The sequence below is a fragment of the Streptomyces sp. NPDC001941 genome (genome assembly GCF_040296945.1).
GTDB lineage: Bacteria > Actinomycetota > Actinomycetes > Streptomycetales > Streptomycetaceae > Streptomyces.
In genome coordinates, this window is sequence record NZ_JBEOYE010000023.1 from 46,262 (window position 1) to 68,756 (window position 22,495).

Here is a 22,495-nt window from a genome sequence, read left to right on the forward strand (position 1 = left end):
ACCTCGGCGGGCGCGTCACCCCTTTGGTTTCGTTCCCCGCGGCCCCCCCCCACATCCCGGGCGCGGGGCCGACTCGTCGTTCGTACGCGAAGGAGCGCGGAGGAGCACACCGGTCCGCCGAGGACCGCGGGCGGGCTCCGTCAGCCCTCCTGCCGCCCCTCGTCGCCGCGCTCGCGGCGCTTGAGCTCCTCCTCGCGGCGGCGCAGGTCGGCCTCCCAGTCCTTCAGGTCGGCCGCGTCCTTCCCGTCCTCGGGGCCGGTGCTCCGCGCGTCACCGAGCGACTTGAGGAACTCGGGGTTGTCGTCGGGGGCGACCCAGCCGCCCCGGGCGCCCCGGCCGCCGCGCGGGCCGGTGGCGCGGACCTTCCCGGCCACCAGCCAGACGATCGGCCCGACGATCCAGAAGAGCAGGATGATGAAGACCCAGGCCACCTTCGGCAGGTGCTTGGTCTCCTTCTCGGGGGTGTTCAGGCAGTCGATGAACGCGAAGATCGTCAGTGCCAGCGGCAGGATGTAGACCAGCGCCCTGAGCATGTGGAGCAGCCCCCTGGAAGCAGTGGCGGAGCCCGTGGTGCGGCCCCGGTGACGGGCCCAGGGTAGCGGCTCGGGGATACTTGACCCCATGGCTTACGACGATCTTCGCTCCCTGCTCCGGGCGCTGGAGCGCGAGGGCGACCTCAAGCGCATCAAGGCCGAAGTCGACCCGTACCTGGAGGTCGGGGAGATCGTCGACCGGGTCCAGAAGGCGGGCGGCCCGGCGCTGCTGTTCGAGAACGTCAAGGGCTCGGACATGCCCCTGGCGATGAACGTGTACGGCACCGACCGCCGGCTGCTCAAGGCGCTCGGCCTGAAGTCGTACGACGAGATCAGCGAGAAGGTCGCGGGCCTGCTCAAGCCGGAGCTGCCCCGGGGCTTCATCGGGGTGCGCGAGGCCTTCGGCAAGCTCGGCTCGATGGCGCACGTGCCGCCGAAGAAGGTCAAGGAAGCGCCCGTGCAGGAGGTCGTGCTGCGCGGCGACGAGGTGGACCTGGACCGGCTGCCCGCGCTGTTCACCTGGCCCGAGGACGGCGGCTCCTTCTTCAACCTCGGCCTGACGCACACCAAGCACCCCGAGAACGGCATCCGCAACCTCGGGCTCTACCGCCTCCAGCGCCACGACAAGCGCACCATCGGCATGCACTGGCAGATCCACAAGGACAGCCGCAACCACTACCAGGTGGCCGCCCGGCGCGGCGAGAAGCTGCCGGTCGCGATCGCCTTCGGGGCGCCCCCGGCCGTGACGTACGCCTCGACGGCGCCGTTGCCGGAGGACATCGACGAGTACCTGTTCGCGGGCTTCCTGCAGGGCAAGCGGGTGGAGATGGTGGACTGCAGGACGGTCCCGCTCCAGGTGCCGGCCGAGGCCGAGGTGGTCCTGGAGGGCTGGCTGGAGCCGGGGCGGATGCTGCCCGAGGGCCCGTTCGGCGACCACACCGGCTTCTACACGCCGCAGGAGGACTTCCCGGCGCTGACCATCGACTGCGTCACCATGCGGCGCCGCCCGCTGCTGCAGTCGATCGTGGTGGGCCGGCCGCCGACGGAGGACGGGCCGCTGGGCCGCGCCACCGAGCGGTTCTTCCTGCCGCTGCTGAAGATCATCGTGCCGGACATCGTGGACTACCACCTGCCGGAGTCGGGCGGCTTCCACAACTGCGTGATCGTCTCGATCGACAAGAAGTACCCCAAGCACGCGCAGAAGGTGATGCACGCGATCTGGGGCGCCCACATGCTCTCCCTGGAGAAGCTGATCGTGGTCGTCGACAAGGACTGCGACGTGCACAACTACCACGAGGTCGCCTGGCGGGCCCTGGGCAACGTCGACTACTCCCGCGACCTCACGGTCGTCGAGGGCCCGGTCGACCACCTGGACCACGCGTCGTACCAGCAGTTCTGGGGCGGCAAGGCGGGCATCGACGCGACGAAGAAGCTGCCCGAGGAGGGCTACACCCGGGACGGGGGCTGGCCGAACATGGTCGAGTCCGACCCGGCGACGAAGGCGACGGTGGACCGTCGCTGGAAGGAGTACGGCCTGTGAGCCCCATCGCACTCGGCGGCCCCGCCCTCTTCATCGGCGACGACGGGACGTACGTCGCCCTGGAGCGCCCGAAGCTCGACCCGGCCGACCCCGGCGTGGTCGAGGCCGCCGCCGGGGCGGGCGTCACGCCCGAGGAGTTCGCCGGTGACGGCGACGTGTGGAGCGTGCTCTACGAGGACGGCGCGTCCGGCGAGGGCGGCGGCTTCGAGCTGCCGGGCCTGCGGGACGCGGAGGCCGAGGACTTCGCCGAACGCCTGGCGATGGTGCTGAGGTCCGGGGAGGCGTACGAGGTGGAGGCCGGCGACGTCCTCGTGCTCGACGCCCGGCCCGCCGGGGAGGCGTGGACCTTCACGGCCCGGCTGACCCCGCCGGAGGGCCAGGAGGGCGAGGCGTGCGCGCTGGAGCTCGGCCCGCTGGCGACCGCCGCCCTGCTGGCCGGCCTGGACGACTTCCGCGGGAGCCTGGCATGACGACGACCGCCGACGGGGTCCTGGGCGGGCCCGCGCCGCGGCCGGCCGGCAAGGTGAAGGCCTTCCTGCGGCTGGTGATGATCGAGCACTCGGTGTTCGCGCTGCCCTTCGCGTACATCGCCGCGCTCACCGCGATGTTCCAGGTGGACCGCTCGGTGCACTGGGTGCAGCTGCTGCTGGTGACGGTGGCGATGGTGGGGCTGCGCACGTTCGCGATGGCCTGCAACCGGATCATCGACCGCGAGATCGACGCCCGCAATCCCCGCACCGCCGGGCGCGAGCTGGTCACGGGCGCGGTCAGCGTGCGCTCGGCCTGGACCGGCGCGCTGGTCGCGGTCGTGGTGTTCCTGGGCGCGGCGGCGCTGCTGAACCCGCTGTGCCTGGCGCTGGCGCCGGTCGCGGTGGTGCCGATGGTGGTCTACCCGTACGGCAAGCGGTTCACCAACTTCCCGCACGCCATCCTGGGCCTGGCCCAGGCGATGGGCCCGGTCGGCGCGTGGATCGCGGTCACCGGGGAGTGGTCCTGGGACGCGGTGGTCCTGGGCGTCGCGGTGGGCGTGTGGATCGGCGGCTTCGACCTGATCTTCGCCTGCCAGGACGTCCAGGCGGACCGCGCGCACGGCGTGAAGTCGGTCCCGGCCCGCTTCGGCATCCCGGCGGCGCTGTACGGCGCGCGCGGCTCCGCGGTGGTCACGACGGCGCTGCTGGTCTGGTACGCCCTGGCGACCGGTGCGGGCCTGTTCTTCTGGCTGGGCCTGGTGGTCGTGGTGGCCGCGTTCTGCTACGAGCACACGATCGTCAAGCCCCACGACCTGTCCCGCCTGAACCGCGCCTTCTTCCAGACGAACGGCTTCATCGGCATCTCGCTGTTCGCCTGTGCCCTGGTCGACCTGGTGGTGCGGGGGCTGGGCGTGTGAGCGGGGACCTGGCGGAGCGGCGTCGTCCCTGGGTCGTCGGGGTGTCCGGGGCGTCCGGGACGCCGTACGCCGCCGCCGTGCTGCGGGGGCTGCTGGACGCGGGGGAGGACGTGGACCTCGTGGTGTCGCGGGCGTCCCGGCTGACCCTGCTGGACGAGACGGGCATCGCCTTCCGGGACGCGCACTGGCGCGAGGACCTGGCGCAGTGGCTGGCGCGGGGCGCGGACGGCAAGCCGGACGCCTTCGAGGCGGACGTCTCGGGCGTGCGGTACTGGGGCGCGGGTGACCTGGCGGCGGGGCCGTCCTCGGGGTCGTACCCGGTGAAGGGGATGCTGATCGTGCCCGCGTCGACGGCCTGCGTGGCGGGCGTGGCGCTCGGGCTCTCCAAGGACCTGCTCCAGCGGGCCGCGAGCGTGACGCTCAAGGAGCGGCGACGGCTGGTGGTCGCGGTGCGCGAGACACCGCTGAACGGGCAGACACTGAAGCACCTGGTGGCGCTGGACGAGGCGGGCGCCGTGGTGCTGCCCGCCTCTCCGGCGTTCTACGCGGGTGCGACGCACATCCAGGACCTGGTGGACTTCGTCGCGGGGCGGGTGCTGGACGCGGCGGAGGTGCCGCACCGGCTGTACCGCCGATGGGAGGGAGAGCTGGGGGGCTCTCGGGGGAACTAGGCCTTCTTGGCCGGGCGGCGCGTCCGCACGGTCCGGTCCACGCGGTGCGCGGCGGCGGGCTGGTGGGCACGCGAGCGGTTGGCCAGCTCCTGCAGCGAGCGCATGTGGGCGTAGGCCATCTCGATCGTGTACACGGGGTAACCACTCCTGAAAGATCGTCTTTGATCGTCTGAAAGATTCGCAGGGTGTCGGCCCTGCATGCCTTAGATTCTACACGTAAACTTGCGGTATCGCTGGAAAATGGAAGGCATAGACCTATGGACGCCGTTGATAGGCAGCTCATCCAGGCCCTGCGGGAGAACGGCAGGGCCTCGTACGCCGAGCTCGGCCGCCTCGTCGGACTCTCCGGGCCGTCCGTCACCGACCGCATCAACCGCCTGGAGGCGGCCGGTGTCATCACCGGCTACCGGGCCACCGTCGACTCCGCGTCGCTGGGCCTGGGCGTCACCGCGCTGATCGGCATCTCCCTCTCCGACGCCGCCGACCACGAGGACGTGGCCCGGCGACTGAAGGACCTCGCCGAGATCGAGGACTGCTGGTTCATCGCGGGCGACGACTCCTTCATGCTCAAGGTCCGCGTCGGCGACGTCGACGGCCTGGAGAAGACCATCCGCCGGCTCAGCGGCACCAAGGGCGTCTCCCGCACCCGTACCACGATCGTGCTCTCCACGAAGTGGGAGAACCGGGTCGGCGACCTGCCGGACGAGGCGTAGGCGTACGGTTGGTGGAGCCCGATCGACGGATGTAATGGGAGGCGGCCGCAGATGGACGCGGGACTCAAGCGCGAGCTGGAGCAGAAGGTCCGGGCCGGGGAGCGGCTGACCCGCGAGGACGGCATCGCCCTGTACGAGTCGGACGACCTCGCCTGGCTCGGCGGCCTGGCCCACGAGGTCAGGACCCGCAAGAACGGTGACGTCGTCCACTTCAACGTCAACCGCCACCTCAACATGACCAACGTGTGCACCGCGTCGTGCGCCTACTGCTCGTTCCAGCGCAAGCCGGGCGAGAAGGACGCGTACACCATGCGCATCGAGGAGGCCGTCCGCCTCGCCAAGGCGATGGAGAACGACAACCTCACCGAGCTGCACATCGTCAACGGGCTCCACCCCAACCTGCCCTGGCGGTACTACCCGCGCTCGCTCAGCGAGCTGAAGAAGGCCCTGCCGAACGTCTCGCTGAAGGCCTTCACCGCCACCGAGATCCACCACTTCGAGACCATCTCGGGCCTGTCCGCCTCGGAGATCCTCGACGAGCTGATCGAGGCCGGCCTGGAGTCGCTGACCGGCGGTGGCGCCGAGATCTTCGACTGGGAGGTGCGCCAGCACATCGTCGACCACAGGACCCACTGGGAGGACTGGTCGCGCATCCACCGCCTGGCGCACGAGAAGGGCCTCAAGACCCCGTGCACGATGCTGTACGGGCACATCGAGGAGCCCCGCCACCGCGTCGACCACGTGCTGCGGCTGCGTGAGCTCCAGGACGAGACCGGCGGCTTCCAGGTCTTCATCCCGCTGCGCTACCAGCACGACTTCGTCGACATGCAGGACGGCAAGGTCCGCAACAAGCTCCAGGCCCGCACCACCATGGCCACCGGCGCCGAGGCCCTGAAGACCTTCGCGGTCTCCCGCCTGCTCTTCGACAACGTCCCGCACGTGAAGGTGTTCTGGGTCATGCACGGCGTGCAGACCGCCCAGCTCGCCCTGCAGCACGGCGCCGACGACATGGACGGCTCGGTCGTCGAGTACAAGATCACGCACGACGCGGACAACTACGGCACGCCCAACAAGCTGGGCCGCGAGGACCTGCTGGAGCTGATCCGCGACGCCGGCTTCCGCCCGGTCGAGCGCAACACCCGCTACGAGGTCATCCGCGAGTACCCGGGTCCCGAGGCCGACCGCCGCGAGACCCCGCAGGCCATGCGGGTCTGAGCCGTGCCGCTCGACTTCCGCCTCGACCCGCCGGTCGACCCCGCGCTCAAGGACGGGGTGCTCCGCCTGTGGGCCGAGGTGACCAACGCCGGGGGATCCGTCGGCTTCGTGCCGCCGGTGACCCCGGACGAGGTCCGGCCCGAACTCCTCAAGCACCTGCTCGCCATGGCCGAGGGCCGCACCCGGCTGCTCGTCGGCCTCGACGCGGCGGGCGAGGTGGCCGCCACCGCGTTCCTCCAGTCCAACACCCACCGCCTGATGCGCCACTGGGTGTGGGCGTACACCGTGATGGTGCACCCCCGCCACCAGGGCCGGGGGTACGGGCGCGAGCTGATGGCCGCCGTCGCGGACGCGGCGCGGGGCTCCGTGGGCGTCGAGGCGGTACGGCTGACCTGCCGCGGCGGAGGCGGCCTGGAGCACTTCTACGCCTCCTGCGGCTACAAGGAGGTCGGCCGGGTGCCCGGCGCGATCCGGGTCGCCCCGGGCGACGACCGCGACGACATCACGATGCTGCTCCCGCTGCACTGATCCCGCTCCCGCTGAATTGATCGATTTGGGGGCGTGCTTCACTAGTCGGGCAACGCCAATCGCAGGGAAAGGGGCCGTCGTGTCCGGCAACAGCGCCAGTGCCACGCTCCGTTACACCGCCAGCCGCCTCGGCATCTTCGCCGCGTGCTTCCTGGCCCTCTGGGGCCTGGTCTACCTGCGGGTGCTGCCGCGCGCGCTGGGCGACTCCAACCTGCTGTGGGTGCTGCTCCTCGCGATCGTGATCTCCGCGCCGCTCAGCTTCGTCCTGCTGCGCAAGCAGCGCGACGCGATGTCCGTGCAGATCTCCGCGCGGGCCGACCTCATGAAGGCCCGCCTCGACGCCAACCGGTCCCAGGAGGACGGCACCGTCCAGTAGGACACGGGGCCCACCCGGGTAACCTTCGTCACACCCTTCCCACGCCCCAGGCGCGGAGCCACCGCTCCCCGCCTGGGGCGTCGGCGTTTTCCGGCCGGTTCGTCCCCGTCGGGTTCCGGCCACTACCCGGCGGTACCAAAGAAGTGCTTTGAGGTTCTCAAAGTTCAAGTGTTAACGTGTTCCACATGAAGACATCAGTGCGCACTCGCAATGCCATGGGCGGCGTTCCGCTCGTGGCGCGCCTGCATGTCGATCTGTGCCGCTGCATGTCCGCGGTCTGTTGCCGCGAGGTCTGACCCGGCAATCACGCAGCGGCGCCGCCCTTCGAGCGCACGGGCGCCGCACCCCCGTCCCCCTTCTTTTCCTGACGTATCGACCGATACGCATCACTGGAGTGTGTCCGTGTCCGCGAACACCGCGAACCCCCCGGTCAAGCGCGCCAACCCGATATCCAAGGTGCCCTTCTGGGCCCAGATCGTGGCCGGCCTCGTCCTCGGCGTACTGCTCGGCTGGCTGGCCCGCAGCCAGGACGTCAGCTGGCTGAAGACGACCCTGGAGACCATCGGCAACACCTTCGTCCAGCTGCTCAAGCTGGCCGTGGCCCCGCTCGTCTTCTTCGCCATCCTGGTGTCGATCACCAACCTGCGGAAGGTCAACAACGCCGCCCGGCTGGCCGCCCAGACGCTGATCTGGTTCATGATCACCTCGCTGATCGCGGTCGCGATCGGCATCACGATCGGCCTGCTCACCAACCCCGGCGCCGGCACCGGCCTGACCCCGGCCGACGGCTCCAAGCCCGAACACGCGGGCAGCTGGATCGACTTCCTGACCGGCATCGTGCCCACCGACGTCATCACGCCCTTCCAGAACCTGGAAGTCCTGCAGATCGTCTTCATGGCCGCCGTCGCCGGCATCGCCCTGCTGAAGCTCGGCGAGAAGGCCAAGCCGATCCTGGAGATCAGCGAGTCGATCCTGGCGCTGCTGCAGAAGGCCCTGTGGTGGGTCATCCTGCTCGCCCCGATCGGCACCATCGGCCTCATCGGCAAGGCGATCTCCACCTACGGCTGGGACCTGCTCGGCAAGTACGCCACCTTCACCGCCGACATCTACATCGGCTGCGCCCTGGTGCTGTTCGGCGTCTACCCGACGCTGCTCGCGCTCGTTGCGAAGGTGAACCCGATCCAGTTCTTCAAGGGCGCCTGGCCCGCGATCCAGCTGGCGTTCGTCTCCCGCTCCTCGGTCGGCACCATGCCGGTCACCCAGAAGGTCACCGAGCGCCTGGGCGTTCCGAAGGAGTACACCTCCTTCGCCGTGCCGTTCGGCGCGACCACCAAGATGGACGGCTGCGCCGCGATCTACCCGGCGCTCGCCGCGATCTTCATCGCGCAGATCTTCGACATCCAGCTGGGCATCAAGGAGTACCTGCTCATCGCGTTCGTCTCGGTCGTCGGCTCCGCCGCCACCGCCGGCCTCACCGGCGCCACGGTCATGCTGACCCTGACGCTGTCCACCCTGGGCCTGCCGCTGGAGGGCGTCGGCCTGCTGATGGCGATCGACCCGATCCTGGACATGATGCGCACCGCCACCAACGTGGCCGGCCAGGCCCTCGTGCCGGTCGTCGTCGCGGCCCGTGAGAAGATCCTGGACCGCGAGGCGTACGCCACCGCGTCGTCCTCCCCGCTGGACCGCGAGGACGCCGAGGAGATCCAGGACTCCCGCGAGGCCGTGCCCGCCGCCGCCTGAGCCCGCGTCTGATCCGCCAACGGACCACGCCAGTGCCCCCTGCCTGCCACAGGGGGCACTGGCGTATCAGAAGGGGGTCGTGGTCCCGATGACCGGTCACACCATCTCCGACGTCGCCGAGCGGTTCGGCGTCGCCACCCACGTCCTGCGCCACTGGGAGTCCGAGGGCCTCCTCACGCCCGACCGGCTGCCCAACGGCCGGCGCAGCTACCGCCGTGAGCACCTGGTGGCCGTCGCCGCCGTCGTACGGGCCAAGGCCGCGGGCCTCTCGCTGGCCGCGGTGCGCGAACTCCTGGGCGCCCCCGGCGAGCTGCTCGCCGCCCGCCGCCGCGAGCTGCGCCGCGAACTGGAGTCGGTGCGCACCCGCCTGGAACTGGTCGAGCACGCCCTGGACTGCACCGCGGAGCGCATCGTGGACTGCCCGCACTTCCAGCGGGTCGTAGGCTTACCGCTGACCGAGGAGCTTACCGGGGAGTAGCTGTGCCGAAGGCCAAGCGGATGCCGCGCGCGGTGCGTGAGCAGCAGATGATGGACGCCGCCGTGCAGACCTTCGGGCAGCGGGGGTACCGGGCCGCGTCGATGGACGAGATCGCCGAACTGGCGGGCGTGTCCAAGCCGTTGGTGTACCTGTACCTCAACTCCAAGGAGGACCTGTTCACCGCGTGCATCCGGCGCGAGGCGCAGGCGCTGATCGCGGCGGTGCGCGACGCCGCCGAGCCGGACCTGGCGGCCGACCGGCAGCTGTGGGCGGGGCTGCTCGCCTTCTTCACGCACACCGCCGAGCACCCCGACGCCTGGGCCGTGCTGCACCGCCAGGCCCGCACGCACGGGGAGCCGTTCGCCGCCGAGGTGGTGGTGATGCGCGACGAGATCGTGGCCTTCGTGTCGCTGCTGATCGGGGCCGCCGCCCGGGAGACGCACCGGGCGGACGAGCTGGCCGAGCGGGACGTGATGGCGCTGGCCCAGGCACTGGTCGGGGCGGCGGAGTCGCTGGCCGGGTGGGCCAACGAGACGCCCGGGGTGTCCGCGAAGGAGGCGGCGGGGACGCTGATGAACTTCGCCTGGCAGGGGCTCGGCACGCTGATGGCGGGCGAGCGCTGGAGCCCCGCCGGCAAGGTCTAGGACAGGTCCTGGGCGCGGGCGTCGCGCGACACGTCCTGGCCCTGGGTGCTGCCCGTCAGGTGCACCCGGCCGTCCCGGCCCCGCAGTTCGAAGGCCCCCGCGCCGTCCGTCGCGTACGTCACCGTCGACGGCAGCGGCACCGGCGCCCGGAAGTCCGCCCGGACGGTGGTGGCCCCCGGCAGCTCGGCCAGGCAGCGGGCGAACGTCCACATGCCGTGCGCGATGGCCCGGGGGAAGCCGAAGGCCCGTGCGGTCAGCGGGTGCAGGTGGATCGGGTTGCGGTCGCCGGAGACCGCGCCGTAGCGCCGCCCCAGGTCTCCGGGCAGCCGCCACTCGGCGACGGCCGGGAGCGGTGCGGGCTCCGCCCCGCGCGCGGGCGACCCGGGGCCGGAGCCCGAGCCGGAAGCCGTGGCGTGCCGGGCCAGGTAGCGGCTGGTGGACTCCCAGGCCAGCGCCCCGTCCAGCCGGGCCTCGGTGACCACGACGACCTGCGTGCCCCGGTGGTGCGGGACGAGCTCGCGCGCGTACACCGTCAGGTCGGGGCTGTCGGCGGCGGTCAGCGGGTGGTGCGCGGTGACCTCGATGCCGGTGTGCACCAGTCCGAGCACCGGCAGCGGGAAGGCCCGCGCCGTCATCAGCCGCATGGCCAGCGGGAACGCCAGGACGTGGGGGTGGGCGAGCGGGAGCGGCCCGGTGGCGGGGAAGCCGCAGACGCGCCGGTACGCCGCGAGCCGGTCCGGGTCGATCCGGGCCCCGGCCAGCCGCAGCCGCTCGGGCGGCAGCGCCGCGCCGCGCGCCGGGCGCTTCAGCGGGGAGAGCAGGGCGCCGCGCAGCAGCAGCGGGAGCAGCGCGGGCGCGGTGGTCAGTTCGGTGGTGGGCGTGCTGTCCACGGTGGTCACGGTGTCACGCTCCCAGCAGGGACTGGCCGCAGACGCGGACGACCTGGCCGTTCACCGCGGCCGACGCGGGGCTGGCGAACCAGGCCGTGGTCTCGGCGACGTCGACCGGGAGGCCGCCCTGGGCCAGGGAGTTCATGCGCCGCCCGGCCTCGCGGATGAACAGCGGCACGGCGGCGGTCATCTTCGTCTCGATGAAGCCCGGGGCCACCGCGTTCACGGTCACGCCGTGCTCGGCGGCGGCGCGCGGCGCCAGGGAGCGCACCAGGCCGATGATCCCGGCCTTGCTGGCGGCGTAGTTGGTCTGGCCGTTGTTGCCCGCGATGCCCGCGATGGAGGCGGTCGCGACGATCCGGCCGCCGCGCCGCAGCACGCCCGCCGCGAGCAGGGCGTCGGTGGTGTCCAGGACCGAGGTGAGATTCACGTCGAGCACCGAACTCCAGCGCTCGGCGGGCATGTTGGCCAGCCGGCGGTCGCGGGTGATGCCCGCGTTGTGGACCAGCACGTCGAGTCCGTCCGGCAGCGCGGCGGCGATCCGCTCGGCGGCGTCGGCGGCCGTGACGTCCAGGGCGAGCGCGCTCGCGCCGCCGGGCAGCGCGGCGGCGGTGGCCCGTAGCGCCTCCTCGGCCCCGGGCACGTCCAGGCAGACCAGCCGGGCGCCGTCGCGGGCCAGCACCCGGGCGACCTCGGCGCCGATGCCGCGCGCCGCGCCGGTCACCAGGGCGGTGCGCCCGGCCAACGGGCACTCGGGGTCGGCCAGTTGCTCCGGGGCGTCGTCCCCGGTCCCGATCACCTGGCCGCTGACGTAGGCGGACCTGGGGGAGAGCAGGAAGCGCAGGGTGGAGGCGGCGGCCGCGCCGGAGCGGGCCCGCACCAGGTTGGCGGTCCGCCCCCGGCCGAGCTCCTTGCCCAGGGAGCGTACGAATCCCTCCAACGCCTGCTGCACCGCCGCCTGGTGATGGTCCGTCGGGGAGGGGGGCGCGCCCAGGACCACCACCCGGCCGCTGGTCGCGATCGCCCGGACCAGCGGGTGCAGCGCCGCGTGCACCCGGGCCAGGTCGCCGGTGGTGGCCACCCCGGTGGCGTCGACGAGCACGGCGGCGGGGTGCTCCGCCTCGGCGGCCACCGGCAGCCCCAGGTCGTCCGGCAGCGGGTCGGCCAGCGCGGACGTGCCGGCCGTACGGATCAGCAACACCCCGTCCAGGGCCGGGCGTTGGGGCGTCCAGCGGCGCAGGGGGACGGGCTGGGGGAGTCCCAGGGTCCGGGTCAGGAAGCGGCCCGGAGCGGACCCGGTGAAGGAGAGGTAGCGGTCGGCCATTGTCCTGACTCCCTGCTCGGTCGTAGATTTACTCCAGAGTAAGGTTACTCAAGGGTCAGGAGTTGGTCGAGATGGTGTCCGCCAAGCCAGTCCCCGGGGCCGCGCCGGTCCCCGGGCCCCCCGCACCGCGCCGGGTCGCCGTGATCGGGGGCAGCCGCGTCCCCTTCGCCCGCTCCGACGGCCCCTACGCCACCGCCTCCAACCAGGACCTGCTCACCGCCGCCCTGGACGGCCTGGTCGAACGGTACGGGCTCGAAGTCCCGGGCGCGGTGGGCGAGTTCGTGGCTGGCGCGGTCCTCAAGCACAGCCGGGACTTCAACCTGGCGCGCGAGACGGTGCTCGGCTCAGGGCTCGACCCGCGCACCCCCGCGTACGACGTCCAGCAGGCCTGCGGCACCGGCCTCCAGGCCGTCATCGCCGCCGCCAACAAGATCGCGCTCGGCGCCGTCGACTCGGCGGTCGCTGGCGGCGCCGACACCGCCAGCGACGCCCCGCTCGGCATCAACGACGAACTGCGCCGCATCCTGCTCGCCGCCCGCCGGGCCAAGGGCCTGCCCGGCCGCCTCAAGGAGCTCTCCCGGTTCCGCCCGCGCCACCTGGTCCCCGAGATCCCGCGCAACGCCGAGCCGCGCACCGGGCTCTCCATGGGCGAGCACGCCGCGGTGACCGCCCGCGCCTGGGGCGTCGGCCGCGAGGAGCAGGACCTGCTCGCCGCCACCAGCCACCAGCGCCTGGCCGCCGCCTACGACCGGGGGTTCTTCGCGGACCTGGTGGTCCCCTTCCGCGGCCTGGAGCGCGACCAGAACCTGCGCCCCGGCTCCACGCCCGAGCAACTGGCGCGCCTGAAGCCGGTGTTCGGCACCGACCGGCCCGGCGCCACCATGACCGCGGGCAACTCCACGCCCCTCACCGACGGCGCCGCGACCGTCCTGCTGGCGAGCGAGGAGTGGGCCGCCGCGCGCGGCCTGCGCCCGCTGGCCTTCCTGAGCCTGTACGAGACCGGGGCCGTCGACCACGTGCGCGGCGACGTCACCGGGGGCGGCCCGGAGGCGGACGGCCTGCTGATGGCACCCGCGCACGCCGTGCCCCGGCTGCTCGAACGGGCCGGGCTGACCCTGGCCGACTTCGACCTGGTCGAGGTGCACGAGGCGTTCGCCTCCCAGGTGCTGGCGACCCTGGCGGCCTGGGAGAAGCGCGGCCTGGGCCCGGTGGACCGCGACCGGCTGAACGTCGCGGGCTCCTCGCTGGCCACCGGCCACCCCTTCGCCGCGACCGGGGCCCGCATCGTGGCGACCCTGGCCAAGCTCCTGGACGAGCGCGGGGAGCCGGGCCGCGGCCTGGTGTCGGTCTGCGCGGCCGGCGGCCAGGGCGTCACGGCGATCCTGGAACGCCCGTGACGCCCGTGACGCCCTGGCCGCCCTCGGCCCGCAGGCTCTAGTCGGCCTGGGCGGCCCGCCGTTCGCGCCAGCATTCCAGCTCCGCCGGGATGTCGAACGGCTCCAGGCCCAGCGGGGGACCGGGCGGCGGCCGGCGGACCGCCGCCTCGATCTTCTTGTTGACCTCGCCGAGGAGGCGGCGCACCTGGAACTCCGTCTTCGCGTCGGCGACCGCCGCCACCGCGTCCTCGGCCTCCTTGCGCAGGGCCAGTGCGGGCGGGAGCACGCCGTGCCCCTCGCGGTGCATCTTGCCCTTGATCCACCAGAGTTCGTCGTAGGGGGCCGAGTCGTTCGGCAGCGGTTTGCCGAACCCGGCCAGGGTCTTGAAGTCGCCCCGTTCAGCAGCCTCACGGATCTGCTTGTCCACGAATGACTCGAAGCTGACGCCGGGCGGTTTGCGTTCGGTCATGCCTCCAGCGTACGGGGAGGGTCAGCAGTTGCCCCGGGTGGCCTTGCCCGCGAACCGGTCGGCCAGCCAGTTCTGCGCCGCGAGCGCCTCGGTGATCACCCCGGAGACGTGCTCGCCGACCACGATGGTGCGCCAGTCCACGGCCGCGCCCTTCGCGCACCAGTCCCGCCGCAGCCCCGAGCCCAGGGCGTACGGGATCAGCTCGTCGCCCAGCGCGTGGTAGAGGTACACCGGCTGGTCGGGCGCGTGCGTGCCGAGGTCCGACTCGTGCAGCCTGGCCTGCCACTCGGGGGTGCTCAGCGGGTCCCTGACGGTGAGGTCGGAGATCTTCTTGAAGGAGCCGACGACGGTGTCGACGGCCACGCAGTTGTTCCGGAAGAAGTCGACCAGCGCCTTGCCCGCCGGGTTGAGGTAGGAGTCCAGCTTCAGCTCGGGGAAGGCCGCGTCCTGCCCGGCCGCCGCCATGAACAGCAGCCCCGACCCGTACGAGCCGTCGTGCACCGGCACCAGCGCGTCCAGCTTGGCCGGGACCCCACCGGTGGCGGTGCCCTTCACGTTCAGCTCGGGGGCGTACGAGTCGTGCAGTTCGGCCGCCCAGCTGGAGGCCTGGCCGCCCTGCGAGTAGCCCATGATCCCGATCGGGGAGCTCGCGGTCAGGCCGGAGCTGGCCGCCTGCGGGAGCCGGAGGGCGGCCCGGGCGGCGTCGAGCATGGCCTGTCCGGCGGAGCGGCCCACGGTGTAGGTGTGGCCGCCGGGGGTGCCCAGGCCCTCGTAGTCGGTGACCACGACGGCCCAGCCGCGCCAGGTGAGCTGCTGGATGAGGTTGGCCTCCAGGCCCGTGCCCCGGGGGAAGTTGGCGCTGGGCGCGCAGGAGTCGCCCAGGCCGACGGTGCCCACGGCGTAGGTGATCAGGGGGCGCGGCCCGGTGCGGCCGTCCTGGGGGACGATCACGGTGCCGGAGACGGTGTTCGCCCGGCCGAGCGCGCTGGTCGAGCGGTACTCGATCTTCCAGGACCTGGTGAGCGTCGGCTGCCCGGGCAGCGGGTGGAAGGCGGAGTCCCGCACGCTCACCAGGTCGCCGGGCGCGGCGGCCGCCGCGGCCCGGTCCGGCGGTGCGGCGGGGTCCGCGCCTGCCGTGGCGGGCAGCGCGGCGGTGAGGGCGAGTGCGGCGACGCAGGCCAGCACTCCGTTGCGTACACGCATGGCGGCTCCCATCGTGCGGTGGGGGTGTGGAGCGGTAGGGAGACCGTAGTGACCGGCCGGTAGGCGCGGAGCTGACCGGAACGCTCAGCTTCACTGACCGCGCGCGTGGTGCCCGCACGGCCGCGCGCACCACGGGCCGCCGTCCCGGCGCGTGCGGTACGTCCCCGGGCCGCCGCCCCGGCCTGCTCACCGCGTGCGGTACGCCCCCGGAGTCGTCCCCGTCCAGCGCCGGAACGCCCGGTGGAAGGAGGTGTCCTCGGAGAAGCCGAGCCGGGCCGCGAGCTCCGCGATCGGCTCGCGCCCCTCGGCCAGCCCCGCGATCGCCGCGTCCCGCCGCACCGCGTCCTTCAGCCGCTGGTAGGAGGTGCCCTCCTCCTGGAGCCTGCGGCGCAGGGTCGCCGGGCTGACCGCGAGGCGCGCGGCGACCTCCCCGAGCGAGGGCAGCCGGGGCGAGGCGCGCAGCGACCGGGCCAGCGCCCCGTGCACGCGCTCGGCGGTGGTGGCGCCGTAGGCGTGCCGGCCCAGCAGCTCGAAGGGGGAGCGGCGCAGCATCCGGGTCAGCTCCTCCTCGCCGCGCACCAGCGGCGCCGCCAGCCAGTGCGCGGCGAAGGCGGCCTCGGTGGCCGGGGCGCCGAACCGGACGGCGCAGCCGAAGAGTTCGGGGTACTCGTCGTGGTGCGGCGGCGCCGGGTAGCCGAAGGACGCGGCGGTCAGCGGGATGCGCCGCCCCACCAGCCAGCTGCACAGCCGGTGCCAGATGATCACCAGGCACTCGGTGAGGAAGCGGTCCTCGTCGCCCGACAGGTCCCCGCCCACCCGGAACACCGCCCGCTCCCCCTCCTCGGTGAGCAGCAGCTCGGGGCCGCCGGGGAAGAGCCCGTAGAAGGCGGTGCCGCGCCGGATCGCGGCGCCCAGGTCGCGGCAGCCGAGGGTGGCGTGGCACATCATCGCGAAGGTGCCCGGGCGGCTGACCACACTGCCCAGGCCGAGGAACTCGTCACCGGTGGCCCGGTACAACTCCCGGAACAGCAGGGCGAACTGGGCCGGTGTGACCCGCGCCCGGTCGTCGCCCAGCAGCAGCGGCGGTATCCCCGCGGCCTGCAGCAACGGCACGGTGTCGAGACCGCCGCGGCGGGCGCCGCGCAGCACGGCCCGCACGTGGTGCACGGTGATCGTCCGCTTCGCCATGGTCATGGACCGTAGCGGGGTTGAGCGGTCCGGGCAGCCGGGGTGACGTTTTCCGTCATCCCCCGGGACCGGCCGCCGTCCTTACCGTCGGGTACATGACCACACACGGCACCGGCCAACGCCCCGCCACGCTCGCGGTGTTCACCGAGTGGGCCGCCCAGCGCTTCGGCGACGCCCCGGCCCTGCGCTTCCGGCGCGACGGCGCGTGGACGTCCGTCCCGTACGAGGAACTGCGCACCCGGGTCCGCCGGGTGGGCCGCGGCCTGATGGCCCTCGGCGTCGCCCCCGGCGACCGGGTCGCGATCCTCGCCGAGACCCGCCCGGAGTGGACGTACACCCACTTCGGGGCGCTCGCGGCGGGCGCCGTCGTGGTGCCGGTCTACCCGACCGCCGGTGCCGAGGAGCTGCGCTGGGTGCTCGCCGACTCGGGCGCCTCGGTGGCGGTCGTGGAGGACGCCGCGCAGGCCGAGCGGGTCGCCGCCCTGCGCGCCGAACTGCCGGAGCTGCGCCACCTGGTGGTCATGGAGGGCGGCGGCCTGGACCGGCTCGACCAGCGCGTCACGGCCGAGGAGCTGCTCGCCCGCGCCGCCGCCGTGGCCCCGGGCGACGACAGCGCGATCGTCTACACCTCGGGCACCACCGGACTGCCCAAGGGCTGCCGCCTCACCCACGCCAACATCGGCGCCGAGCAGGACGCCACGCTGCCGCTGATCGAGGGCGGCCCGGGCGACCGCACGTACCTCTACCTGCCGCTCGCGCACCTGCTGGCCCAGCTCATCGAGTACGCGACCCTGCTGTACGGCGGCGAGCTGTGCTACTTCGGCGGCCGGATCGAGGACGTGGTCACCGAGCTCGCCGAGGCGTCCCCCACCCACCTGCCCTCGGTGCCCCGGCTCTTCGAGAAGGTCCACCAGGGCGTGCTGGCCCTGGCCGAGGCGCAGGAGGGCGGCCGGGAGCGGCTGGCGGAGGCGGTCCGGATCGGGCTGCTCGCCGCCGAGGGCCGGCTGCCCGAGGAGCTGGAGGCCGCCCACGCGGAGGCCGACGAGCGGCTGTACGCGCTGGTGCGGGCGGCCTTCGGCGGGCGGCTGCGCTGGGCGCTGACCGGTGCCGCGCCGATCGCCCCGGCCACCCTGGACTTCCTGCGGGCCTGCGGGATCGCGGTCTTCGAGGGGTACGGGATGACCGAGTCGGCCGGGGTGATCTCGCTGAACCACCCGGGCGCCGTCCGCCACGGCAGCGTGGGCCGCCCGCTGCCCGGCCTGGAGGTGCGGATCGCGGACGACGGGGAGGTGCTGGCCCGGGGCCCGGTGGTCTTCCCCGGCTACCACGCGAACGCGGCCGCCACCGCGGAGGCCCTGGACGGGGACGGCTGGCTGCGCACCGGGGACCTGGGGGCGCTGGACGCGGACGGCTACCTGACGATCACCGGCCGCAAGAAGGACCTGATCATCACCTCGTCCGGCAAGAACCTGACCCCCTCGCAGGTGGAGCTGGCGATCGAGCGCTCCCGGTTCGTCTCGCACGCCGTGATGGTCGGCGACCGGCGTCCGTACCCGGTGGCGCTGGTCACGGTGGACCCCGAGGAGACGAGGGACCTGGCGCCCGAGGAGGTCAGGTCCCGGGTCCAGGAGGCCGTGGACGCGGCGAACGCGCAGGTGGCCCGCCCGGCCCGGGTGCGGGCCTTCGCGGTCCTGGACAAGGACCTGGACATCGCCGACGGCACCCTCACCCCCACGCTCAAGGTGCGCCGCCGCGCCGTCCTGGAGCGGTACGCCGCCGAGGTCGAGGCGCTCTACGCGGACGGGGGCGGGCAGGAGCGGCGGCGGTCGGAGGGCCACCCGGAGCCGTGAAAAGGGCAGGAGCCCCGGTCCGCAGGGACCGGGGCTCCTTGGTACTGCTTCAGTCGGTTGCGATCGCCGACCCTGGCCGCTTAGACCGGGGTGACGTTCTCCGCCTGCGGGCCCTTGGGGCCCTGCGTGACGTCGAAGTTCACCTGCTGGTTCTCCTCGAGGGAGCGGAAACCAGCAGCGTTGATCGCGGAGTAGTGGACGAAGACATCCGGGCCGCCGCCTTCCTGGGCAATGAAGCCGAAGCCCTTTTCAGCGTTGAACCACTTGACGGTTCCGGTAGCCATGAGCCCTCCTATGGGCCAAAGGGTCGCCCTGCTCCAGAACCTGCAACCAAGTCTGAAAACTACAAAAGCCTGCGGGTTACATGCTCCGCAGGCTCTGTACTGCAAGGGAAACCAAACTGCAACTTGCGCTGAGCCTAGCACGCAGGGTGTTCGGCGCGATAGAGGGAAAGATCACTTCACCCGTAGGTTTGACGTCCCGTTGACGCGCTGACGGCACCCCGTCACCGCCGCTTCGCCCGGCGCCGCGGGCCCCCGCCCGCCCCTCCCGCACCCGGCGGGTCTAATCTCGCGATGTGGACAATTCAACCGACCACCGCAGGAGCCGGCCCCGCGTCGGCCACATCCAGTTCCTGAACTGCCTGCCCCTGTACTGGGGCCTGGCCCGCACCGGGACGCTCCTCGACCTGGAGCTGACCAAGGACACCCCGGAGAAGCTCAGCGAGCGGCTGGTGCGCGGCGAGCTCGACATCGCGCCCATCACCCTCGTGGAGTTCCTGCGCAACGCGGACGACCTGGTCGCCTTCCCCGACCTGGCCGTCGGCTGCGACGGACCCGTGATGTCCTGCGTGATCGTCTCCCAGGTGCCGCTGGAGCGGCTCGACGGGGCGCGCGTCGCGCTCGGCTCGACCTCCCGCACCTCGGTCCGCCTCGCCCAGCTGCTGCTCGCCGAGCGCTACGGGGTCGCCCCGGACTACTACACCTGCCCGCCCGACCTCGGCGTGATGATGCAGGAGGCGGACGCGGCCGTGCTGATCGGCGACGCCGCGCTGCGCGCCTCGCTGCACGACGCGCCCCGCCTCGGCCTCCAGGTCCACGACCTGGGGCAGATGTGGAAGGACTGGACGGGGCTGCCGTTCGTCTTCGCCGTCTGGGCCGCCCGCAAGGACTACCTGGCGCGCGAGCCCGAGGTGGTGCGCCAGGTCCACGAGGCCTTCCTGGCCTCGCGGAACCTGTCCCTTGAGGAGGTCGGCAAGGTCGCCGAGCAGGCCGCCCGCTGGGAGGTCTTCGACGCGGAGCTGCTGGAGCGCTACTTCACGACGCTGGACTTCCGCTTCGGCCCGGACCAGCTGGAGGGCGTGCGCGAGTTCGCCCGCCGCACCGGTCCGACCACCGGTTTCCCGGCGGACGTACGGGTGGAGCTGCTGGCCCCCTGAGCCCCCGGGGGCCCGGTGGCGGCTCGGGAGGGGCGGCTCAGGAGGAGGGGATCGGGGCCTGCATGTGCTCGCTGATCCACTGGATCGAGCCCTCCTCCATGCCCCGCACGTACGTCTTGGCGTTGTGCGTGCCGCCCTGGATGACCTGCAGGCGCGTCTTGACCGGGCCCTTGGTGTGGTCCTTGATGAAGGACTTCAGGTTCTTCACGCCGGATTCCTTCGTCCCGACCTGGAACGCCAGGTAGACGTCGTTCTTCTTGCTGTCCGGCTTGGCGCCGAGCGCCGCGGCCAGCTTCTCCGGGTTGTTCGCCTGGCGCTCCGCCTCGTGGCCCGACCACAGCGGCGAGTCCGGCACGGTGTCGGGGCCCGAGGCGATCACGGCCTTGAACCGGTCCGGCTTCTGCAGCACCGACTTCAGGCCCACGAAGCCGCCCGAGGACGAGCCCATGAACGCCCAGCCGTCCCGGGACTTGAACGTACGGAAATTCGCCTTCACGAAATTCGGCACGTCCTCGGTCATCCAGGTGCCCATTTTCGGCTGCCCCGGGATGTCACTGCCGTCGTAGTAGAACTTCTTGTCCGGGTTCAGTACCGGCATCACCACGACGAAGGGCAGGCTCTTGCCCTCCTGGGACCACTTGCTGATGCTGCTCTGCAGCTTCAGGTCGGTGCCCATCCAGTAATTGTTCGGATATCCGTTGCCGCCCGGCAGGGCGATCAGGACCGGGAATCCGGAATTCGCGTACTTCGGGTCGAAGTACTGCTTGGGCGCCCACACCCAGACCTTGCCCGTGAAGCCCGACTTCTCGCCCGTGAGCGTCGTCATGCCGATCTTGGTGCCGTCCTCCAGGGTGTTCTGGGTACGGAACTCCGCCTTCGGGCCGGTCGGCATCAGCGTCTTCAGGGCGGCCTCGTCGAGCGTCTTCGCCCCGCCCTTGCCGGCGTCCGGCTTCGGCGCCGGGGCGGAGGCGGACGGCCCGTCGAAGGTGACCGGCTCGCCCTCGTCCGAGCACCCGGCCACCAGGGCGACGGAGCCGAGGGCGACGGTGGCGGCGAGGGCCTTGGACAGGCGGTTCATGGGGGTACTCCGGTGTGCGGCGGCGCGGGCAATCGGACCAATAGGGCAGCAAGTCCTCAATCGGAACTGAAGATGCGGCCCGCGCACGATCGGTTCCGTGGTAGCAGCGCCCCCTTTCCCGTGATCCCGCGCACGCGGCGCCCTAGGCTCCTGCACAGGGACCGGTACTCACAGGGGGAGTGGGCAGGGACATGCAGCCGCTCGCAGCAGACGATCCGCGCGCCATCGGGCCCTACCGGCTGCTCGGCCGGCTCGGGGCGGGCGGCATGGGGCGGGTCTACCTGGCCCGCAGCGGCGGCGGGCGCACCGTCGCGGTGAAGGTCGTCCACCCGCACTTCGCGCTGGACGAGCAGTTCCGCGAGCGGTTCCGCCGCGAGGTGGCCGCCGCCCGGCAGGTGGGCGGCGCCTGGACCGCCCCCGTCCTGGACGCCGACCCGGAGGCCGCGGTGCCCTGGGTGGCCACCGGGTACGTGGCCGGGCCGCCGCTGTCCGCCGCCGTCACCGAGCACGGCGCACTGCCCGGGGCGTCGGTACGGGCGCTGGGCGCCGGACTCGCCGAGGCGCTGGCCGCCGTGCACGCCCTGGGCCTGGTCCACCGCGACGTGAAGCCGTCCAACGTGCTGCTCGCCCTGGACGGCCCCCGCCTGATCGACTTCGGCATCGCCCGGGCCACCGACAGCACCGCCTCGCTCACTTCCACCGGCGTCTCCGTCGGCTCCCCCGGCTACATGGCGCCCGAGCAGATCCTCGGCCGGGGCGCCGGTGCCCCGGCCGACGTCTTCTCGCTGGGCGCCGTCCTGGCGTACGCGGCGACCGGCGGCGCGCCCTTCCCGGGCGACTCCTCGGCCGCCCTGCTCTACAAGGTGGTCCACGAGGAGCCCGAGCTGGGCGCCCTCGGCGGCGAGCTGCGCGCCCTGGTCGCCGGCTGCCTCGCCAAGGACCCGGCCGCCCGGCCAGGACCGGCCGAGGTGGCCCGCCGGCTGGCCCCGGGCGGCGCGGCGGCGGCGATGGCGGCGGGCTGGCTGCCCGGCCCGCTGGTGGAGCAGGTCAGCCGGGCCGCCGTACGCCTGCTCGACCTGGAGGCGGGGCCGGTGGACGCGTCGGGCCCGGTGCCCTTCTCCAGCCCCGCGGTGGGGGTGTTCGGGCCGCCGACCCCGCCGCCGGGCCTCCCGGCGACGCCCCCGCCGCCCGCGGACGCGCCGCGCGGGGCCCGGGGGGACCAGGAGGCGGGCCTGTCGTTCACCGCGACCGCCGGGCGGCGCGGACGGCGGGCCAGCTGCACCGTGGCGCTCGCCGTGGCCGGGGCGCTGGCCGTGGCGACGGTGGGCGGGTCCTTCCTCTTCGACTGGTTCGGGACCCGCGACGAGGGCCGCGGCGGCTCGGCGGCCAGGCCGCCCGCCTCCGCCGCGTCGCCGTCCGGCTCCCCCACGGCCTCCGCGCGGGCCACGGCGCCGGGCGCCCCCGTGACCGCGGTCCCCGACGCGTTCCTCGGCACCTGGTCGGGCCCCACCACCGAGTCCAACGGCTCCCCGCACGGCACCCTCACCACGAGGATCAGCGCGGGCGGCACCGGACGGACCGTGGCCACCCTGAGTACCGCGCTCGACGCCCTCGGGGTGAAGGTGGAGTGCCACGCGCTCGCCACCCTGGTCTCGGCCACCTCCCGGCAGCTGACCCTGCGCGACCGCGACGACCCGGACCGCCCCGGCACGGCGGGCCTGTGCACCGGCGAGTCCTCCCTGCTGACCCTCACCCTGAAGGACGACGGCACCCTGCTCTACCGCTCCGCCGAGGTGAAGGCGGGCAGCCCCTCCGGCACGCTCACCAAGGTGTCCGGCTAGGCTTGGCCAG

Annotated in this window: 24 protein-coding genes; 15 read left to right on the forward strand and 9 right to left on the reverse strand. The window is 72.9% G+C overall.

The features are described 5' to 3' along the window. Positions 1 to 140: 140 nt before the first annotated feature. A complete protein-coding gene (locus ABT160_RS17825; protein ID WP_351648499.1) occupies positions 141 to 533 on the reverse strand; it encodes a PLD nuclease N-terminal domain-containing protein in 393 nt (130 codons plus the stop codon). A gap of 88 nt (positions 534 to 621) precedes the next feature. Between ABT160_RS17825 and ABT160_RS17830 the strand changes: the two genes are divergently transcribed. Genes ABT160_RS17830 through ABT160_RS17845 form a run of 4 tightly spaced genes read left to right on the forward strand, consistent with a single transcriptional unit; the run spans position 622 to position 4,131 of the window. After that, entirely contained in the window at positions 622 to 2,073 is a 1,452-nt protein-coding gene (locus tag ABT160_RS17830) for a menaquinone biosynthesis decarboxylase (protein WP_351648501.1), read from the forward strand. Then, positions 2,070 to 2,543 (forward strand): hypothetical protein, encoded by a 474-nt coding sequence (locus tag ABT160_RS17835; RefSeq protein WP_351648503.1) that lies wholly within the window; start codon positions 2,070 to 2,072, stop codon positions 2,541 to 2,543. Before ABT160_RS17830 ends, ABT160_RS17835 begins: the two co-directional genes overlap by 4 nt. Beyond that, the gene (gene mqnP / locus ABT160_RS17840; protein ID WP_351648505.1) at positions 2,540 to 3,460 is read left to right on the forward strand and encodes a menaquinone biosynthesis prenyltransferase MqnP; all 921 of its coding nucleotides are present in this window, start codon (positions 2,540 to 2,542) and stop codon (positions 3,458 to 3,460) included. The genes ABT160_RS17835 and mqnP overlap by 4 nt, the downstream gene beginning before the upstream one ends. After that, entirely contained in the window at positions 3,457 to 4,131 is a 675-nt protein-coding gene (locus tag ABT160_RS17845; RefSeq protein WP_502984255.1) for a UbiX family flavin prenyltransferase, read from the forward strand. The genes mqnP and ABT160_RS17845 overlap by 4 nt, the downstream gene beginning before the upstream one ends. Here the strand turns inward: ABT160_RS17845 and ABT160_RS17850 are convergent. After that, positions 4,128 to 4,265, reverse strand: coding sequence for a hypothetical protein (locus tag ABT160_RS17850; protein ID WP_351648506.1), 138 nt, complete (start codon positions 4,263 to 4,265; stop codon positions 4,128 to 4,130). The genes ABT160_RS17845 and ABT160_RS17850 overlap by 4 nt on opposite strands. 123 nt (positions 4,266 to 4,388) lie before the next feature. On the opposite strand from ABT160_RS17850, the gene ABT160_RS17855 reads away from it, so the two are divergent. From ABT160_RS17855 to ABT160_RS17885, 7 genes are all read left to right on the forward strand, one after another. Further along, positions 4,389 to 4,844: an Lrp/AsnC family transcriptional regulator gene (locus ABT160_RS17855; protein ID WP_351648508.1), complete on the forward strand. Its 456-nt coding sequence runs from the start codon at positions 4,389 to 4,391 to the stop codon at positions 4,842 to 4,844. 51 nt (positions 4,845 to 4,895) lie between these two features. After that, a complete protein-coding gene (gene mqnE, locus ABT160_RS17860) occupies positions 4,896 to 6,059 on the forward strand; it encodes an aminofutalosine synthase MqnE (RefSeq protein WP_351648510.1) in 1,164 nt (387 codons plus the stop codon). Between the two features lie 3 nt (positions 6,060 to 6,062). Further along, positions 6,063 to 6,587 carry a GNAT family N-acetyltransferase gene (locus tag ABT160_RS17865; protein WP_351648512.1) on the forward strand — a complete coding sequence of 175 codons (525 nt, stop codon included), beginning with the start codon at positions 6,063 to 6,065 and terminating at the stop codon, positions 6,585 to 6,587. A 79-nt stretch (positions 6,588 to 6,666) separates the two neighbouring features. Then, a complete protein-coding gene (locus ABT160_RS17870) occupies positions 6,667 to 6,963 on the forward strand; it encodes a DUF4229 domain-containing protein (protein ID WP_351648514.1) in 297 nt (98 codons plus the stop codon). A gap of 402 nt (positions 6,964 to 7,365) precedes the next feature. After that, positions 7,366 to 8,706, forward strand: a complete 1,341-nt coding sequence (locus ABT160_RS17875; RefSeq protein ID WP_351648516.1) for a dicarboxylate/amino acid:cation symporter — start codon at positions 7,366 to 7,368, stop codon at positions 8,704 to 8,706. Positions 8,707 to 8,794: 88 nt separating this feature from the next. Continuing rightward, positions 8,795 to 9,184 (forward strand): MerR family transcriptional regulator, encoded by a 390-nt coding sequence (locus ABT160_RS17880; protein ID WP_351648518.1) that lies wholly within the window; start codon positions 8,795 to 8,797, stop codon positions 9,182 to 9,184. A gap of 20 nt (positions 9,185 to 9,204) precedes the next feature. After that, positions 9,205 to 9,828, forward strand: coding sequence for a TetR/AcrR family transcriptional regulator (locus ABT160_RS17885; RefSeq protein WP_351648611.1), 624 nt, complete (start codon positions 9,205 to 9,207; stop codon positions 9,826 to 9,828). Here the strand turns inward: ABT160_RS17885 and ABT160_RS17890 are convergent. Together ABT160_RS17890 and ABT160_RS17895 are read right to left on the reverse strand one after the other, a co-directional pair. Next, positions 9,825 to 10,718, reverse strand: coding sequence for a MaoC family dehydratase (locus ABT160_RS17890; protein WP_351648520.1), 894 nt, complete (start codon positions 10,716 to 10,718; stop codon positions 9,825 to 9,827). The two genes, ABT160_RS17885 and ABT160_RS17890, sit on opposite strands and share 4 nt — an antisense overlap. Positions 10,719 to 10,731: 13 nt before the next feature. Then, positions 10,732 to 12,042: a 3-oxoacyl-ACP reductase gene (locus ABT160_RS17895; RefSeq protein ID WP_351648521.1), complete on the reverse strand. Its 1,311-nt coding sequence runs from the start codon at positions 12,040 to 12,042 to the stop codon at positions 10,732 to 10,734. A gap of 71 nt (positions 12,043 to 12,113) precedes the next feature. On the opposite strand from ABT160_RS17895, the gene ABT160_RS17900 reads away from it, so the two are divergent. Then, positions 12,114 to 13,439, forward strand: a complete 1,326-nt coding sequence (locus tag ABT160_RS17900) for an acetyl-CoA C-acetyltransferase (protein WP_351648523.1) — start codon at positions 12,114 to 12,116, stop codon at positions 13,437 to 13,439. Positions 13,440 to 13,476: 37 nt separating this feature from the next. Here the strand turns inward: ABT160_RS17900 and ABT160_RS17905 are convergent, their stop codons facing one another. The 3 genes from ABT160_RS17905 to ABT160_RS17915 form a co-directional block, all read right to left on the reverse strand. Further along, positions 13,477 to 13,887, reverse strand: a complete 411-nt coding sequence (locus tag ABT160_RS17905) for a DnaJ family domain-containing protein (RefSeq protein ID WP_351648525.1) — start codon at positions 13,885 to 13,887, stop codon at positions 13,477 to 13,479. Between the two features lie 21 nt (positions 13,888 to 13,908). Then, complete coding sequence (locus ABT160_RS17910) at positions 13,909 to 15,090, reverse strand: lipase family protein (RefSeq protein ID WP_351648527.1); 1,182 nt, start codon at positions 15,088 to 15,090, stop codon at positions 13,909 to 13,911. 186 nt (positions 15,091 to 15,276) lie between these two features. Further along, positions 15,277 to 16,278 (reverse strand): AraC family transcriptional regulator, encoded by a 1,002-nt coding sequence (locus ABT160_RS17915; protein ID WP_351648529.1) that lies wholly within the window; start codon positions 16,276 to 16,278, stop codon positions 15,277 to 15,279. A 95-nt stretch (positions 16,279 to 16,373) separates the two neighbouring features. On the opposite strand from ABT160_RS17915, the gene ABT160_RS17920 reads away from it, so the two are divergent. Continuing rightward, positions 16,374 to 18,128 (forward strand): AMP-dependent synthetase/ligase, encoded by a 1,755-nt coding sequence (locus tag ABT160_RS17920; RefSeq protein ID WP_351648530.1) that lies wholly within the window; start codon positions 16,374 to 16,376, stop codon positions 18,126 to 18,128. A gap of 80 nt (positions 18,129 to 18,208) precedes the next feature. Here ABT160_RS17920 and ABT160_RS17925 read toward each other — a convergent pair whose 3' ends face one another. After that, positions 18,209 to 18,412 (reverse strand): cold-shock protein, encoded by a 204-nt coding sequence (locus tag ABT160_RS17925; protein WP_351648532.1) that lies wholly within the window; start codon positions 18,410 to 18,412, stop codon positions 18,209 to 18,211. A 293-nt stretch (positions 18,413 to 18,705) separates the two neighbouring features. Between ABT160_RS17925 and ABT160_RS17930 the strand changes: the two genes are divergently transcribed. Further along, on the forward strand, positions 18,706 to 19,566 hold the full coding sequence (locus ABT160_RS17930) for a menaquinone biosynthetic enzyme MqnA/MqnD family protein (RefSeq protein WP_351648534.1): 861 nt from the start codon (positions 18,706 to 18,708) through the stop codon (positions 19,564 to 19,566). 37 nt (positions 19,567 to 19,603) lie between these two features. Here ABT160_RS17930 and ABT160_RS17935 read toward each other — a convergent pair whose 3' ends face one another. Further along, positions 19,604 to 20,644: an alpha/beta hydrolase gene (locus ABT160_RS17935; protein WP_351648536.1), complete on the reverse strand. Its 1,041-nt coding sequence runs from the start codon at positions 20,642 to 20,644 to the stop codon at positions 19,604 to 19,606. A 191-nt stretch (positions 20,645 to 20,835) separates the two neighbouring features. Here ABT160_RS17935 and ABT160_RS17940 point away from each other — a divergent pair, with 191 nt between their 5' ends. After that, positions 20,836 to 22,485 (forward strand): serine/threonine-protein kinase, encoded by a 1,650-nt coding sequence (locus ABT160_RS17940; protein ID WP_351648538.1) that lies wholly within the window; start codon positions 20,836 to 20,838, stop codon positions 22,483 to 22,485. The last annotated feature ends 10 nt before the right edge of the window (positions 22,486 to 22,495 follow it).